This is a genomic window from Streptomyces sp. NRRL B-24484 (genome assembly GCF_000717715.1).
GTDB lineage: Bacteria > Actinomycetota > Actinomycetes > Streptomycetales > Streptomycetaceae > Kitasatospora.
This window is the reverse complement of record NZ_JOAI01000042.1, coordinates 1-14,980: the sequence shown is the minus strand read 5'-3', so window position 1 is coordinate 14,980 and position 14,980 is coordinate 1. Positions and strand designations below refer to the sequence as shown.

Annotated in this window: 16 protein-coding genes and 1 tRNA gene; 8 read left to right on the top strand and 9 right to left on the bottom strand. The window is 72.8% G+C overall.

Translation table 11 applies throughout. The features are described 5' to 3' along the window. The first annotated feature begins 145 nt into the window (after nucleotides 1-145). A complete protein-coding gene (locus tag IE98_RS0130595) occupies nucleotides 146-1,036 on the top strand; it encodes a metal-dependent hydrolase (RefSeq protein ID WP_030274560.1) in 891 nt (296 codons plus the stop codon). Nucleotides 1,037-1,202: 166 nt separating this feature from the next. Next, on the top strand, nucleotides 1,203-1,721 hold the full coding sequence (locus IE98_RS0130590) for an LppU/SCO3897 family protein (protein WP_234443741.1): 519 nt from the start codon (nucleotides 1,203-1,205) through the stop codon (nucleotides 1,719-1,721). Nucleotides 1,722-1,879: 158 nt separating this feature from the next. Here IE98_RS0130590 and dcd read toward each other — a convergent pair whose 3' ends face one another. Together dcd and IE98_RS43335 are read right to left on the bottom strand one after the other, a co-directional pair. Next, a complete protein-coding gene (gene dcd, locus IE98_RS0130585) occupies nucleotides 1,880-2,455 on the bottom strand; it encodes a dCTP deaminase (RefSeq protein ID WP_030274557.1) in 576 nt (191 codons plus the stop codon). Between the two features lie 82 nt (nucleotides 2,456-2,537). Beyond that, nucleotides 2,538-2,759 carry a hypothetical protein gene (locus IE98_RS43335; protein WP_043175522.1) on the bottom strand — a complete coding sequence of 74 codons (222 nt, stop codon included), beginning with the start codon at nucleotides 2,757-2,759 and terminating at the stop codon, nucleotides 2,538-2,540. A gap of 299 nt (nucleotides 2,760-3,058) precedes the next feature. Here IE98_RS43335 and IE98_RS0130575 point away from each other — a divergent pair. Beyond that, a tRNA-Gly gene (locus IE98_RS0130575) sits at nucleotides 3,059-3,132 on the top strand. 819 nt (nucleotides 3,133-3,951) lie between these two features. Beyond that, a complete protein-coding gene (locus IE98_RS49580; protein ID WP_159401128.1) occupies nucleotides 3,952-4,638 on the top strand; it encodes a hypothetical protein in 687 nt (228 codons plus the stop codon). A gap of 537 nt (nucleotides 4,639-5,175) precedes the next feature. On the opposite strand, the gene IE98_RS0130570 is transcribed toward IE98_RS49580, so the two are convergent. Genes IE98_RS0130570 through IE98_RS0130560 form a run of 3 tightly spaced genes read right to left on the bottom strand, consistent with a single transcriptional unit; the run spans nucleotide 5,176 to nucleotide 7,161 of the window. After that, complete coding sequence (locus tag IE98_RS0130570) at nucleotides 5,176-5,613, bottom strand: hypothetical protein (protein ID WP_052391182.1); 438 nt, start codon at nucleotides 5,611-5,613, stop codon at nucleotides 5,176-5,178. 43 nt (nucleotides 5,614-5,656) lie between these two features. Beyond that, nucleotides 5,657-6,124, bottom strand: a complete 468-nt coding sequence (locus tag IE98_RS0130565) for a PH domain-containing protein (protein WP_159401127.1) — start codon at nucleotides 6,122-6,124, stop codon at nucleotides 5,657-5,659. Between the two features lie 41 nt (nucleotides 6,125-6,165). Continuing rightward, nucleotides 6,166-7,161: an AraC family transcriptional regulator gene (locus IE98_RS0130560; RefSeq protein WP_030274550.1), complete on the bottom strand. Its 996-nt coding sequence runs from the start codon at nucleotides 7,159-7,161 to the stop codon at nucleotides 6,166-6,168. 351 nt (nucleotides 7,162-7,512) lie between these two features. Here IE98_RS0130560 and IE98_RS0130550 point away from each other — a divergent pair, with 351 nt between their 5' ends. The 3 genes from IE98_RS0130550 (at nucleotide 7,513) to IE98_RS0130535 (ending at nucleotide 10,554) form a co-directional block, all read left to right on the top strand. After that, nucleotides 7,513-8,535 carry a hypothetical protein gene (locus IE98_RS0130550; protein WP_030274548.1) on the top strand — a complete coding sequence of 341 codons (1,023 nt, stop codon included), beginning with the start codon at nucleotides 7,513-7,515 and terminating at the stop codon, nucleotides 8,533-8,535. Nucleotides 8,536-9,117: 582 nt separating this feature from the next. Beyond that, nucleotides 9,118-9,321: a hypothetical protein gene (locus IE98_RS0130540; RefSeq protein WP_030274543.1), complete on the top strand. Its 204-nt coding sequence runs from the start codon at nucleotides 9,118-9,120 to the stop codon at nucleotides 9,319-9,321. A 261-nt stretch (nucleotides 9,322-9,582) separates the two neighbouring features. Then, nucleotides 9,583-10,554: a hypothetical protein gene (locus IE98_RS0130535; RefSeq protein ID WP_030274540.1), complete on the top strand. Its 972-nt coding sequence runs from the start codon at nucleotides 9,583-9,585 to the stop codon at nucleotides 10,552-10,554. Between the two features lie 50 nt (nucleotides 10,555-10,604). Here IE98_RS0130535 and IE98_RS0130530 read toward each other — a convergent pair whose 3' ends face one another. Then, nucleotides 10,605-11,771 (bottom strand): damage-control phosphatase ARMT1 family protein, encoded by a 1,167-nt coding sequence (locus IE98_RS0130530; RefSeq protein ID WP_030274538.1) that lies wholly within the window; start codon nucleotides 11,769-11,771, stop codon nucleotides 10,605-10,607. A 384-nt stretch (nucleotides 11,772-12,155) separates the two neighbouring features. Here IE98_RS0130530 and IE98_RS0130525 point away from each other — a divergent pair, with 384 nt between their 5' ends. Beyond that, entirely contained in the window at nucleotides 12,156-12,905 is a 750-nt protein-coding gene (locus tag IE98_RS0130525) for a putative protein N(5)-glutamine methyltransferase (RefSeq protein WP_030274535.1), read from the top strand. 15 nt (nucleotides 12,906-12,920) lie between these two features. Here the strand turns inward: IE98_RS0130525 and IE98_RS0130520 are convergent, their stop codons facing one another. The 3 genes from IE98_RS0130520 to IE98_RS0130510 form a co-directional block, all read right to left on the bottom strand. Then, complete coding sequence (locus IE98_RS0130520) at nucleotides 12,921-13,637, bottom strand: sigma 54 modulation/S30EA ribosomal C-terminal domain-containing protein (protein ID WP_052391181.1); 717 nt, start codon at nucleotides 13,635-13,637, stop codon at nucleotides 12,921-12,923. 98 nt (nucleotides 13,638-13,735) lie between these two features. Next, nucleotides 13,736-14,113 (bottom strand): hypothetical protein, encoded by a 378-nt coding sequence (locus IE98_RS0130515; protein ID WP_052391180.1) that lies wholly within the window; start codon nucleotides 14,111-14,113, stop codon nucleotides 13,736-13,738. 86 nt (nucleotides 14,114-14,199) lie between these two features. Further along, nucleotides 14,200-14,980 (bottom strand): cytochrome c oxidase subunit I (locus IE98_RS0130510; RefSeq protein ID WP_043175520.1); only part of this gene is annotated, 781 nt, incomplete at its 5' end.

Here is a 14,980-nt window from a genome sequence, read left to right as displayed (position 1 = left end):
GCTGCGGGGTGCCGGCCGTCGGGGGCGTCCGGGGCCGTGCGGCCGGTGCCGCAGGGCCCCGCCGTCGGGAGGGCGGGTACACCGGGCCGCGGCGATAGGGTGGACAGTCTGTCCGTCTGCCCCACGCAGTGCCCGGAGCACCCTCATGACCCTCGCCACCACCCACGTCAGCTTCCCGTCCGGTGCCGTGACCGGCACCTCGCCGGTGCTCGCCGTGCACCCGCTGGACGGCGGCCGGTACGCCGTCGTCACCGGGGCGACGCCCTTCCACCCGCTCGACCACACCTGGCCCGACCAGCCCGCCGACCTGGGCACGCTCACCGTCGGCGGCGTCACGCACCCGGTGGTGGACTGCCTGACCGGCGCGGTCGGCCCGGACGGCGGCGAGCTGCTGGTCGGCGCGGACATCCCCGTCCGCCGGGGTGACGAGGAGTGGTCCTGGCTGGTGCTGCACGTCGTCGAGCAGGAGCCCGCCGACGCGGTCGGCGCGACCGCGGAGCTCGCGGTGGACGCCGAGCGCCGTGCCCTGCTCTCCGCCTCGCACAGCGGCTGCCACCTGCTCGCGCTCGCCCTCAACGCCGCGCTGGCCCCCCGCTGGCGCAAGGACCCGGGCCGCAGCGACGCCTTCGGCAGCCCGGACTTCGACAGCCTCGCCATGGCCACCTCCGTGATGGACACCGAGGCCAGCACCGACACCTACCGCCTCGGCAAGTCGCTGCGGAAGAAGGGCTTCACCACCGAGGCCGGCGAGGGCTTCCCGGCGCTCGCGGAGGCGATCCCCGCCCTCACCGAGGCCGTCAACGCGCAGCTCGCCGCCTGGGTCGCCGCCGACGCCCCGGTCGGCATCGACGTGCCCGGGCCGGAGCTGACTGCACGCCGGCAGTGGCACTGCGAGCTCCCGCAGGGCCCGGCCCGGATCTTCTGCGGCGGCACCCACCTGCACCACCTCGGCGAACTCGCCGAGCTGCGCACCGAACTGACCCTCTCCGAGGACGGCAGCGAGCTGGTCGCCGTCACCCGGCCGAAGCGGGCCTGAACTCGCGGCGGTCGGCGGAGGTTCCCGGTCCGGGGGCGTGCTCCGTTGCAGATCCATAACGCACCGTGAGCCTATGCGGCAAATGTTCGAATTGTTCGGGGCGGGGCGGGGTCGCCCTCGGTAGCGTTCGGCTGCACTCAGCACCCGTCCCCAGCCGAGGAACACCATGACGACCCCGCAGCCGCCCCAGGGCCACCCCGCCGACCCGTCCGCGCAGGGCGGCTTCGGTCCCGCCCAGGGCTACGGCCAGCCCGCTCCGGGCCAGCCGGCGCCCGCCTACGGCCAGCCCGCCCCGGGCCAGGTGCCCGACGGGTACGCCCAGGCCGCCCAGGCGGCGGTGCTCGCCCCGAAGAAGAGCCCGATCAAGAAGATCCTCGTCGGCGTCGGCACCCTGGTGCTGATCGTCGCGGTCAAGTTCGGCATCAGCTTCGGCATCGGCTACGCCGCCGCCGACAAGCCGGTCCACGCCAAGGCCGGCGAGTGCGTCAAGGTCACCGGCAGCGACAACGACCCCAAGGTCGACACCGTCGACTGCGGCAGCGCCGACGCCAACTACAAGGTGATCTCGGTCGTCGACAACTCCTTCGACCCGAACGCCTGCAGCAACGTCGAGGGCTCCACCGCGGGCCTGGCCCAGCAGCTGCTCAGCGACAAGTTCGTGCTCTGCCTGGCCGAGAAGAAGTAACCGCGCTCCCGCGGTCTCCGCGGACGCAGCAGTGGGCCGCCGATCACCGATCGGCGGCCCACTGCCGTTGCGCTCCCGGGCCCTCCTCCGGGCCCTCCTCCGGGCCCTCCTCGGGGCCCCGGCAGGGGCGGAGGAGGGCTGGTGCCGGACCCGGCGGGTCAGACGTCCGTGCGGTGGAAGTTCAGGTACGAGCGGGACGGCGTCGGACCGCGCTGGCCCTGGTAGCGCGAGCCGTACCGCTCCGAGCCGTACGGGTGCTCGGACGGCGAGGAGAGCCGGAACAGGCACAGCTGGCCGATCTTCATCCCCGGGTACAGCTTGATCGGCAGGGTGGCGACGTTCGACAGCTCCAGCGTGACGTGGCCGCTGAAGCCGGGGTCGATGAAGCCGGCCGTGGAGTGCGTCAGCAGGCCGAGGCGGCCCAGGCTGGACTTGCCCTCCAGCCGGGAGGCGACGTCGTCCGGCAGCGTGATCACCTCGAAGGTCGAGGCCAGCACGAACTCGCCCGGGTGCAGGATGAACGCGTCGTCGCCCTCCGGCTCGACCAGCCGGGTCAGGTCCGGCTGCTCCTCGGAGGGGTCGATGTGCGGGTAGCGGTGGTTCTCGAACACCCGGAAGAAGCGGTCCAGCCGGACGTCGATGCTGGAGGGCTGGACCATCTTCGGGTCGAACGGGTCGATCACGACCCGGCCCTTGTCGATTTCGGTCCGGATGTCCTTGTCAGAGAGCAGCACGCAGTCGAGGTTAAAGGCAACGCGGGGCCTCGGACGAATCAGGTGCCGTTCGTCCGGGCCCCGCGGCCGTGCCCGAACACCGTCAGGCGAGGAACTCCGCGGCCTCCAGCCGCATGGCGCGTGCCAGTTGCGTCCCGGACAGCTCGCTCACGTCCGCCGGCACCGAACTCCGCAGCCGTCCGCACTGCGGACAGCGGATGAGTCTGCCCGGGCCGAGCCGTGCGGTGCCGAGATTCTGCATCGGGAACGTGGCCGTGCTGAACAGGTGCCCCTCGGCACAACGAACGACGGTGCGCTGCTCCATCGATCCCCTTCCCATACTTCCCCGTGGTCCCCGTCCGCCTCGCGCCCCGGCGCGGCCTCCGGCCCGTGCGGCGTGCCCAAGCGAAGGGCCGCGCCGCGGGCGCCAGCGTCACATTAGGGGATGTTCCGGACATTCCACGGAGCGGCTCGCCGCCTCGCGCAGCCGGAACGGCCCACACAGTACGCCCCTCGGACACCCCCCTGCACCGGGCCGGCGGCGCGTTCACGCCATGCCCCGAGCCGCTCCGCGGATGGGGTACAGTGGTGCTTGATCGGGCGACCCGTGACGGGCCGTCAGATGCGGGCGTAGTTTAATGGTAGAACATGAGCTTCCCAAGCTTAGAGCGCGAGTTCGATTCTCGTCGCCCGCTCCACAAGGAAACCCCAGGTCGATGACCTGGGGTTTCTGCTGTGTCCGGACCTCTTCGGGAACCCTGGAACCGGAAGTCAGCCGGCGGGCCGGCCTTCGCGCGGGCCGCACGCCATTTCCGCCCGAAGGTGGAGCACCGGAAGGGAGTGCCGCGCTCACCCACGAACGGCAGTCCGTGCGGCCCTTCTCGGCGTACCACCTCAAGTCGCGGTCCGGCTCCTTGCGGAGGACGTCGGGCAGCACGATGAACCGACTGCCGGGCTTCGGCCTGGTCTCGCCCAGGACCCGTCTGCCGTTGGTAAGTTCGGGTGCCGCCCGGCGGACACGCACGCCGGCCCTTTCCAGATCCACATCGTGCCGCCGCATCTCCGCCAATTCCTCCGGGCGGGGAGGACCGTGGGCCGCGATGCGGACCATCAGGCGCCACCGCGGTCCCCTGGCATCGGCGACGGCGTCCACCTGGACGATCGTGGCGATGGGCCGCCCAGGTGCCGTCTCCTTGCCTGCGCCCTTGATCGGTACTGCCCTTGCCTCCTGCGCAGATTCAAAAGTCTCGACACTCTCTCGAATCCAGGGAATTATTTCGAATTGCTTCCACTGCCTTGCACCGGCGGCCCGGGTGTGAGCCCGCGGTCGCGCTTCTGCCAGAACATGCGCCGCAGGATGTCGAGCTGCAGGCGGGCGAGGGTGGGATCCTCCTCGTCGCGAGGCGGCGGAACCCGGATGGCGCAGCATCTTGGGGCGCAACTGCGTGGTCGGCTGCATGCTCGGTGGACAGGCGATACGTTCCGCATTGGCGAGACGGGCCGGATAAGGTGATGGCATGTCCGCAGCAAACTCATTACATCTGACCGATCGTGTTCTTCCGTCGGTCATCACGGCCATCGCGGCCTCGCTTGTCGGTGCGGCGGGGCTTTGGTTCCGGGAATGGCGCGCGCGGCGGAACATCGAAGTGAGGCGAAGGCGGGAGCTGGACGAGGCGCAGGCCTACCTTACTTTTCTGGCCCAATGGTTCAAAGTGTATGAAGCGGTATCGCCGGGCTTCGACATCGCTCCCGAGAAGGCGTGGGCGGCCAGCTACCTGGAGAATAAGTTCCAGATCCTTCAGGTGCCGGTCGATGATGTGCAGTCGCGGCCGGAGCGTACCCCGTTCTGGGGGAGGGTCAGGGCAATTTTATTGCTTTACCCGCTGCATTCCATTCCGGCGTCCATCGCTCGACTCATGTTCTACGGTGCATTGTTTCTTGTTTGCGAATTCGGGCTGGCCTTTCTCCTGCTGGATGGTGGCTGGGCCTCCAGGATCGGTTGGTCCGCATCTGTCATTGCACTGGGCTTCGGAATTCTCTTTGTGCTTTGGCACCTTGTGGTTGCTCTTTCACTCCAAACTGCGGACCCTCGCCTTCGACCGAATCGATTGGGGAGGGGCCGGCGGGAGCCGAACTGGGCCGGTTGGGGCGCCGGCCAAGCTCCTCCCTCTTCCTCCTCGTCACCGCCGGATCCGCCAGGTTGATGAGGATGCCGGTTCGCAGCCTCCGCGCACACGGCGGTAGCTGACTCGGACTCAGCTGCGCCAGGCGCAGAGTTGTGTGGCGGCATCCGTCTGTTCCGGCGGTCCCCCTCGGTCGATCAGGGTGCCTCGGCCCGGACCGGGACCGGGCAAGACCACTCCGTCGTGCGCGTCGCACTCCTACCGTGGGTGCACACACCGGGGAGGACACAGGGCCGGTTTCGCCGCTCGTGCAGGCGCAGCCCAGCAGATCATCGCCAACTGCCACGCCAGGTACAGCGGGCGCTTCAGCCCCGAACAGGCCGCTGCGCTCGCGCAGGTCGAGGCGCTCCTCGCGCTGGCTGCCGCGATCGCCGCGCAGTGGCCGAGCGCCAGGCACACCACGCCGCGCAGGCAGCCGCGGCGGTCGTGCGGAACCCCGGGGCCGGACCGAACTGATCGTCGGGCGAGGCGCGTTGCGTGCGCGCCGGGCAGCCGCCTGGTCGCGCCCTCCGTCGGGCCCGTGCCGGGTGCCCTGCGGGGGCGTGGCGTCGGCGCCGGCTAGAAGGGCGGCCAGGCGGACCCGGGGGGTGGTGTGGTCCGGAGTCGCTTGCGCTTCTCGCCCTGCGCGTCCTCGGGCCATCGGCCGTCGATGACGGCCGCCATCTCCCCGCAGGCCGGGCAGGCATGGGCCCATCCCGGGTCCCACAGGTAAGGAGAGGCGGTCAGGCCGTCGTGCCGTATCCCGCACAGGGTCGTACCGAAGTGGCCGTAGGCGTGGGGGACGTCCTCGCTCAGCTCCTCCGAGTCCGCCCATTCCCAGCGCATGTCGACGGGCCGGTACTGCGGCCGCGAGACCTCTCGGGGGTGGTGTCCCCGTTCGGTCCAGGCGTGGCACCAGGGGCAGACCCAGCGTTCCTTCACCGGCAGTTGCCACGTCGCACGCGGTTCCGGCACCGGCACCGACCGCAGGTCGTGTCCACAGACGTCACAGGTCACGGCCGGATCCTTCCACGGGCCCCGTCCAGGGCCGGCGTCGGAGCTACTCCTCCTCGGCCTCGTCGTCCGGGGGCAGCGTCGGTCTGGTGCCGGTGACGGCCTCGGCCACGTCGAACCAGCGGGGTTCGTCGAAGGACGCGGTGTCCTGGAACACGATGCTCCACGGCGCGGAACCGTCGCGCAGCCGGAACCGCAGCCCGAGGCCGGTCGGCCGGCAGTCCACGACGTCGGCCGCACGGAACCGGGTGGTCCTGATCGGGTTGCGGACCTCGACGTTCCGATCGGCGTCGATGCGCACCCGCGGCCTGAACGCGAGCAGCCACACCGCGAGGACGACCGCGCCGATCGCGACGAAGCCGTCGCGGACCTCGCCGGCCGACATCTGCCCGGCCCGCACGAAGTGGATGACGGAGGCCTGTTCGACGGCGAGGGCCAGGACGGCGAGGACCCCGCACGTCCGGATCCACGGGCGCACCCGCCAGCTGCGCCCCGCCCGCCCGCCACCGCTCATGGCCCAGAGCCTAGGCGGGGTCGTCCCACCGGGGGAAAGGCCTAGTGCTCGCTGCGCCACTGACTGGGGCTGACCCCGAACTGGACGCGGAACCACCGGGAGAACGCTCCTGCGGAGGTGAAGCCGAGGAGTGGGGCGACCTCCGCGAGCGGGCGCCGGCCGTCGGCGACGAACCTCGGCGCGAGATCGACCCGGACGGCATGGAGGAGCGAGGTGAAGGTCTCGCCCGACTGCTCCAGGCGCCGGTGCAGGGTGCGGCGGTCGATCCCCATGCTGCGCGCCACCTGGCTCGCGGTGCCCCTGCCGGCGGGCATCAGGACTTCGATGATCTTGCGTACCTGCGCCGCGTCGGAGGACCCGGTCTCCGCGGCCAGCGACTCGACGTACTGCCGCGCGTACCTCCGCAGGATCGGATCCGCCTCGGTGTTGGCCGCCTGCAGGGCCCTACGCGCCAGCACGATGCCGTTGAAGCCCGCGTCGAACCTCAGGTCCGCCGCGAAGACGCGGTGGTGCGTGTCCGGGTCGGCCGGCGCCCGGTGGGTGAAGCAGACCTGACGCAGCCGCAGCCGGCCGCCGTGGAGGTCCTTGAGGATCTGGTAGTAGGCGGCCATCCCGAGTTCCATGACCTGACGGACCCGCTGGGTCGCCGGCAGGTCCAGGGAGATGCGCAGGGTCGCCAGATCGCCGGCCTCGTCCAGGCTCAGGCGAACGGCCTGGTTGTACATGTGCTCGTACTTGATCAGGACGTGGAGCACGCTGCGGACGTCGGGCTCCTCGCGGACCAGGAGGCTGATCGGGCCCATGGTGGAGAGGCGGCGCAGTTCGGCCATGCGCAGCCCGAAGTCCTCCCGGCCGGCCGCGTCCGCCGACGCTTCGAGGACCTGCGCCACCGCGGACGCGGAGATCCAGTTGTCCTGGTCGGCGAGATCGGGCACGTCCAGGCCGACCTCGCGCAGCAGCGCCCGGGGGTCGATCCCCAGGGTGCGGCACAGCTCCGGATACCCCGTCAGTGCCGCGCTGCGCGCCAGAGGCTCCATCAGAAGGCCGCCTGCCGGGAGCGCGTCACCCCGGCCCTGCGGATGACCACCTGGGACGCCGACCCATCACTTCGGGACATGCGAAACCTCCTCGGCCGCGCGCAGATCCCCTCTGACCTGCGCGAACGATGCGCTTGCTGCCGGGCGCTCCGGGCCGCGGGCGGCAAACGACCACGTACTCTCCGTCGCGATCACCGATCCGTGATCACACCTCAGGCGGGTCGCCCGTACGTCGGACGACCGGCCTGCCCCAACAGGATCACAGAAGACCGGCAGCCGGAGGAGAGGCGCACTGACGCCTCCGAGACCGGCAGCCGCGCACACATGACGGCACGACGAAAGAACCAGCGCATGCACATTCGCAGCAAGCTCGTCGGCGGCGCCGCGGTCTCCGTGGCGGCCCTCGCGCTCGGCGCCGCCCCCGCCTCGGCGGCGGCCGGCTTCGACCCCGCCACCGGTACCGGTTTCATCGGCAAGGGCGACGTCCAGACCGCGCTCGGCTTCAACAACGCGGCGCTGCAGAAGGCGGTCGACGCCAAGAGCCTCTCGTTCACCGCCAAGCAGCCGGCGACCCAGTCGCTGGCGCAGGACGTCACCCAGTCCGCCTCGCAGACCGGGACGCAGTCCGCCACCCAGACCGGGACCCAGACCGCCACCCAGACGGCCACCCAGGCCATCGTGCAGACCCTGACCTGCACGTTCACCAACGGCAACGGCACCAAGACGTTCCACCGCGCCGGCGAGCGCGACGCCGTCCGCACCGCCACCCGGACGGCCTCGCACACCGGCACCCGGACGGGCAGCCGGGACGCCTCCCGCGAGGGCACCCGGGCCGGCAGCCGCTCCGGCAGCCTGACCGGCACCCTCGGCTACGACGTCGACGCCGACGCGCGCAAGGCCAACCAGTACACCGGCTTCGTCCTCAAGGGCTGGAAGGGCGAGCCGACCTTCGAGGCCGGCACCGCCGACTGGAACGCCCCCGCCTTCGGCGACTGGACCTTCGGTGACTACGCGTTCGGCGACTTCGACTTCGGGCCCTACGCGTTCGGCGACTACACGTTCGGGGACTACGCGTTCGGGCCCCTGACCGGCGTCGTCTGGGACGCGTGGGACGCGGCTCCGGGCGAGAACCCGGACGACTGCCTCCGCAGCTCCAACGCTGACAAGATCACGCAGCTCAGCAATGTCATCACGCCCGGTGCGATCACCGACGGCCCCGTCACGGCCGGTGCCGTCGTCGGCGGTGCCGTCGTGCCCGGCAGCGTCACCGACGGACCGGTCACCGAAGGTGCGATCGCCTACGGCGACACCGTGACCGGTGCGAAGACCCCCACCGGCCCGGTCAAGCTGTTCGTCAACGGCAAGGCCCTCTGAACGACCCGCACCACCACGGCAGCCCCCGGACCGCCCCCGCGGCCGGGGGCTGCCCCACGGACGGCGGCGGCTGTGGGCTCACCGCCCGGATCCGGGGACACCCGGCACCGGAGGGGCTGACGTGGACGTCGAACTGCACTGGTCGGACGTGGGGTTCGCCGCCTCGCTGATGGCCCTGAGCCCGCTGCTCGGCCTGCTCGCCCGACGGTGGAGACGGCGACGGCCCGCCACACGGACACGGCGCTCCCGGACGCACTGGGAGTGGCTGCCGTTCATGTTCGGTGCCTCTGTGGCGACGGCCGATCTTCCCCGGGTCCTCGGGGCCTCCGACGCGGTCACGTCGATCGTGGACACCTGCGGGCACGTGCTCGCCAAGACGACCGTCCTGATCCTCGTCCGGGCGCTGCGGGGACGCACCCCCCGGCACCACCCCCTGACCGCGGCGTCACGGCGATCGCGACGGCGCACCTCCAGGCCCCGCCCGGGGACGTCGCAGGTCGCGGGTGCAGCACCCGGCGTGCTCGGACGCCCGATCGGGGGTCGCACGGCAGTACAGTGCTGCCGCGAGGGCGGGGAGGGCCGGTGAAGAACCCCTTGAGGGACGGCGGTGTGCTGGACAGGGCGATGCCCTACTGCCAGTTGGTGCTGTCCGCGGGGCTGCTGATCGGTGGTCTGGAGCTGCGGCGTCGTGGCGGATCCGGCCTCTGGGCGGTGGGCGCCGGTGTCCTGATGGCGCTCGCCTGCTACGCGATCCATCAGCAGGTGCGTTCGCGCCGTCGCCGGTGAGGGCGCCGCGGGCCGCGGACGGACCACCACCGCGGCTGCGGCACTGATGCGAAGGGGCCGTGGAGGTGCGGGAGTTGATCGATCGGTGCGCGAATGCGAGCGACACGGATCGTGTCGATGAGGTGACTCTGCGTGTGTTAGGTTCCGTGCGAACGGGCACAGATGACCCCGGCGGTGCGGCAACACCCCGGGGCACGGCACTAGGAGCCAAACCTCCCCATGCACATCCATCGTATCGAACCGGCAGGGAACTTCACGGTATTGCCGAATGTCACCCTGCAGGACCGCCGGCTGAGCTATACCGCGCGCGGGCTGCTCGGCGACCTCCTCTCGCGGCCGGACGGCTGGCGTGAGGACGGCCGGAGCCTGGCCGACAGCTGCGTGCAGGGCCGGATCGCGGTTGCCAAGGCGCTCCGCGAGCTGACGGCGGCCGGCTACTACTGGGTCGTCAAGTACCAGGATCAGAGCGGCAAGTGGCACAGCGCGGTCCACGTCTACGACACGCCGCAGCAGCTCGCACCGGGTGTCGAAACCCCGGGGTCCGGTCGGCGGAACAGCGGCGGACCTGGCGGTCCTCTAAAAGACCTAGACAAAGAACCCTCCCTCCCTGTCCCGCCGTTGGAACCCGAACCGGCCGGGACCGAACCGGCCGGGACCGAACCGGCCGGGACGGCTCCGCCGGCCGAGGCCGTACCGGCCGAGCGCCGCCGGACGAGGGCGCCGCGAGCCGTCGAGCCGCCGGACGACCGCACCGACGAGGCCGTGTCGGTGCTGTTCCGGGTGATCCGGCCGGAGCCCCGGCTGCGCCTCGGCCAGGCGGAGGCCCGGAGACTGGCACCGCTGGTCGCCGGCTGGCTGGAACGGGGCAGCAGCCCGGCCGACCTCGCCCAGGCGCTGCTGTCGTGCCTGCCTGCCACGATCCACTCGGCGTTCGGCGTGCTGCGGCACCGCCTGACCCGCAAGATGCCCCCGGTGCCGGAGGCCGCGCCGCCCGTGGTCGCCCGGTACGCGGAGTGCGGACAGTGCCACGACCCGGTGCCGCGGCCCGGGATCTGCCGCCCCTGCGCCGGGCTGGGAACGAGACCGGTCGCGGTCGGGACGGGAGAGGCGGCCACCCGGCGGGGCGCGGCCCTGGTCCGGGCCGCCATGCGGAGTGCGGGCGACGCAGCGGCCGCGGCCGGCTGGGACGTGCCGCCGCAGGTCATGGATGCTCCCCGGGTGCCGCTGACGTGACCACCCGGGCGCGTTCGACGGCAGGCCCCGGGCGCGAGGCGCGCTGCGCGCTAGGCGCGGGTGCGGACCTGGACGAGGGCGTGGGTGCCTGCGGTCCGCCAGTCGGGGCCGGTGGTGTCGAGGCGGGTGACGGTGGACTGCGACAGGCCCGTCACCACATCGGACTTGAGGGTGCGCAGGACGGCGACGGGGGAGGGGAAATGACCCGCCACGTCGGCGAACGGCGTGGTCGGCGGCCAGTGGCGGTCGCCCACCAGTCGGCGGTAGTTGAGATCGCCCTTGAGGACGGTCAGGTCGACGCCGGCGAGTTCGGCCCGCAGGTCGGCCGGCATGTCCCGGTAGGGGAGCGGCGCGCAGGAGAACGGGTGGGCCGCCACCCGCAGCACGCCGTCGTCCACGGCCCGCCGGAGGCGCTCGCCCACCGCCCGGGCCGCGGCCCCGTCCGCCGCACGCAGGCGGTCGACCGCGGCGAGGACGTCCGCGGGGGTGGCGTCGGAGACGAAGTACGGCTGCGGCTTCACGTGCAGCAGGACCCGGGTGGCCTCGTCCGCGGCCAGCAGGTGGTCGGCCAGGACGAGGTCGGGCAGCAGTTCCCTCGCGGCGTTGTCGGCGACGATGCAGACCGTGCCGCCCCGGACCCGCTCCAGTTCGGCCAGCAGCAGCCCGCTGTCGTCGGCGACCAGGTCGGACGCGGCCGCGCCCTCCGGCCCGGCGGCCATCCGGAAGCTCAGGTCGGCGCGGTTGCCCCAGAGGGCGGAGGAGAGCACGGCCCGGGCCCGCGCCTCCCCGGGCAGGTCGGCGAGCCCGTCGAGGGCGGCGAGCTCGCCGTCCACGGCCTCGCCGGCCAGCTCCGCGTCCTTGAACGGCGCGTAGGGGTCGACGCCCTGCCAGGGCCCGGGCCGGAAGTACCCGGTGGCGTCGAGCAGCCGCCGGTGGAACCAGCTCTCCGCCCACAGGAAGGGCGCCTCGCTCCACGGCCGGCCCCAGAGCCCCTCGCCCCACACGAGCCACTCGGCGCGGTCGTGGAGGCCGGCGCCGGGCGGCTCCAGCAGGCCGCCGGTGCTCTCCGCGAGCAGTTCCCCGACCGCTGCGCGCTCGGCGGGCCCGTACGGCCGCGCCGCCAGTACCTGCCGGACGAGTTCGGGGTGCCGCTCGTGGAAGACGCCCCACGGGAAGGAACCGGGGACGTCGATGCGGATGACGGGTGCGGTCGGCACGGCGGGCCTGTCTCTCGGCGGTCGGACGGCGGCCCTCCGACCCTAGGGCAGACCGGGCCCGCAGCACCGGGACGGCGCCGTGCGCATCCCGGAGCGGCCCTGATGCGGCGACAGGACGCGGCCGGGCGCACGGAAGGACGATGGCGAACGGGCCCGGCTCGGGTAGGGTGGCGGCACCCCAGCAGGGACGGATCGAGGAGGTGGGACCCATCGACGCAGGTGCAGGTCGGGTGCTCTCCTCGTACGGCCGGACGGCACGACCGCGGTAGCGGTCGCGGGAGCGCCCCTCGGCGGTTTCCCGAAAGGCTCCCGTTGTCCTCCCGCTCTTCCCGCAGTACCGGTCCTTCCGACCACCTCCGCTCGCTTCCCGCCTTCCCGGCCGTCGTGCTGCGGCTGCGCGCCGCCGGCTGCGTCTTCGCCGAGGACGAGGCGGAGCTGATCCTCGCCACCGCCCGCTCGGCGGCCGAGCTCGACACGATGGTGGCCGCCCGGGCCGCCGGCCGCCCGCTGGAGCACGTGCTCGGCTGGGCGGACTTCTGCGGTCTGCGGATCGCCGTGGACCCGGGGCTCTTCGTCCCGCGGCGGCGCACCGAGTTCCTCGTCCGGCAGGCGGCGCTGCTGGCCGGCCCGTCCGCGGTGGTGCTCGACCTGTGCTGCGGGGTCGGCGCCCTGGGGGTGGCGCTGGCCGCCGCCGTCGGCCCCGGGGTCGAACTGCACGCCGCGGACGTCGACCCGGCGGCCGTCCGCTGCGCCCGCCGCAACGCGGCCGCGGTCGGCGGCACCGTCCACCTCGGCGACCTCTACGAGCCGCTGCCGGCCACCCTGCTCGGCCGGGTCGACGTGCTGGTCGCCAACGCGCCGTACGTGCCGACCGCGGCGATCGGGCTGTTGCCCGCCGAGGCCCGCGAGCACGAGCCGCGGGTCGCCCTGGACGGCGGTGCGGACGGACTGGACGTGCAGCGACGGGTGGTCGCGGACGCGCCGCGGTGGCTCGCGCCCGGCGGCCACCTGCTGGTGGAGACCAGCGGGCGGCAGGCCCCCACCACCCTGGCGGCCTTCGCGGCGGCAGGGCTGCCCGCCCGGACCGCCGTCTGCGAGGAGATGGACGCCACCGTCGTGATCGGCACGCGGTGAGCCGCCGGACGGGGCTCAGGAGGAGCCGGTGATCAGGCCGAGCCGGCCGTCGAAGCGCCGGTAGAGCACCCGGCCGCGGCCGTCGGCGGGGTCGGCGTAGAACAGGAAGGGCAGTTCGGCGCCGGCCAGCCGCTCCGCGGCCTGCCGGTCGTCGAGCGTCGGTGCGCCGTGCGGGCTGACGGTCAGCGGGGCCGTGCAGCCGCGCGGCGGGGCGGCGGCGATCGTCCTGGCCAGCCGGTAGCCGGTCGGGCCGACCCGGTAGACGACGGCGTCCGTCTCGGTCGCCGGGTCGGTGAACAGGTGGATCCGGTAGTCCATCGCGTCCAGGGTTCGGGCCGCGGCGTCCGGTGAACACCACACCAGCGACGGCGTCTTGACGCGGGCGATGACCTGCGGGCCGGCCGCGGGCGGGACCGGCGGCAGCGGTGGGCGGGACGGCTGCGGCCAGGCCCGTGGCGTCCAGGTGCCGGTGACGGCGGAGATCCGGCGGCGCAGTCCCTCGGCCAGCCGGTCCAGCGCTTCGCCGAGGCCGCGCGCGGTCTCCTGCACCCGGATCCGCCGGCCGTCGACCTCGGCGTTGACCTGCGCGAGCCCCGCGGAGGTCAGCCGGACCCGCAGCGACTCGACGAGCGCGTTGGCGCAGTCGGCGGCGGCCGCGATCCGGCCGCGGGCCTCGTCGAGCACCTCGCACGGGACGCCGTCGAAGGCCTGAACAGTGATCGCCTCGGTCATGTGACCGCTCCTCCTGCCGCTGGTGTCGGACGACTGAACGCACCCCTGTCCTTACCCAACTCCGGGGCCCTGCCCTCCGAAAGGGCCGAACGGCCCGGTCACGGGCCCGTCCGGCCGATCCGGGGGCCGCCCCCGCGGACCTGCGGGGGGACGGCCGCCGGTGCGAGGGCCGCCCAGGTCCGCGCCGCCTCGCGCAGTTCGGCCCCTCGCCGGACGCACCCGGCGAACCACAGGGCACCGCCCGCGAGCGCGGCCGGGGCGAGCAGCGCGAGCCCGAGGCGGCCGGGTGCCGGCGTGAACCAGAGCGCTGCGGTCAGGGCGGTGCCGAGCCACCAGGCGAGGCAGCCGAGGGCGGTCGGCCGGGCGGAGCGCGGCCGGTCGTCACCGGCCCGCAGATCGGCCAGGGCGGGCAGCCACCAGACGTTGCCGGCCGCCGCGAGGGCGGCCGCGCCGATGGCCGGGACGATGTGGCTCACGGCTGCTCCTTGCTCGTACGGGGGACGGCGGTGGGGCCGCCCCCGCCCCGACGGGGGAGGACGGGGCGGGGACGGGGACTCGGGGGTCAGACGTCCTGGCGGTGGCGCCGGCCGACCGGCGCGTCGTACGCCGCCGGGACGACGCCGGCGAGGTGCTCGGCCGGCGCGCCGTGGTGCTCCAGGTGGTCGCGGGCGGCGATCTCGGGGTGGTGCAGGTCGAAGGCCGGGGACTCCGAGCGGATCTTCGGCAGGGTGCGGAAGTTGTGCCGCGGCGGCGGGCAGGAGGTGGTCCACTCCAGCGAGCGCCCCCAGCCCCACGGGTCGTCCTCGGTGACCTTCTCGCCGTACTTGGCGGTCTTCCAGACGTTGTAGAGGAACGGCAGGATCGACAGGCCGAGCAGGAACGAGCCCACGGTGGAGACGGTGTTCAGCGTGGTGAAGCCGTCCGAGGCCAGGTAGTCGGCGTAGCGGCGGGGCATGCCCTCGGCGCCGAGCCAGTGCTGGACGAGGAAGGTGCTGTGGAAGCCCACCGTCAGCGTCCAGAAGGTGATCTTGCCGAGGCGTTCGTCGAGCATCTTGCCGGTCATCTTCGGCCACCAGAAGTGGAAGCCGGCGAACATCGCGTACACCACCGTGCCGAACAGGGTGTAGTGGAAGTGCGCGACGACGAAGTACGAGTCGGAGACGTGGAAGTCGATCGGCGGGGCGGCCAGCAGCACGCCGGTGAGGCCGCCGAAGAGGAAGGTGACGAGGAACCCGGTCGTCCAGAGCATCGGGGTCTCGAAGCTGAGCGATCCCTTCCACATGGTGCCGACCCAGTTGAAGAACTTCACACCGGTCGGGACGGCGATCAGGAAGGTCATGAAG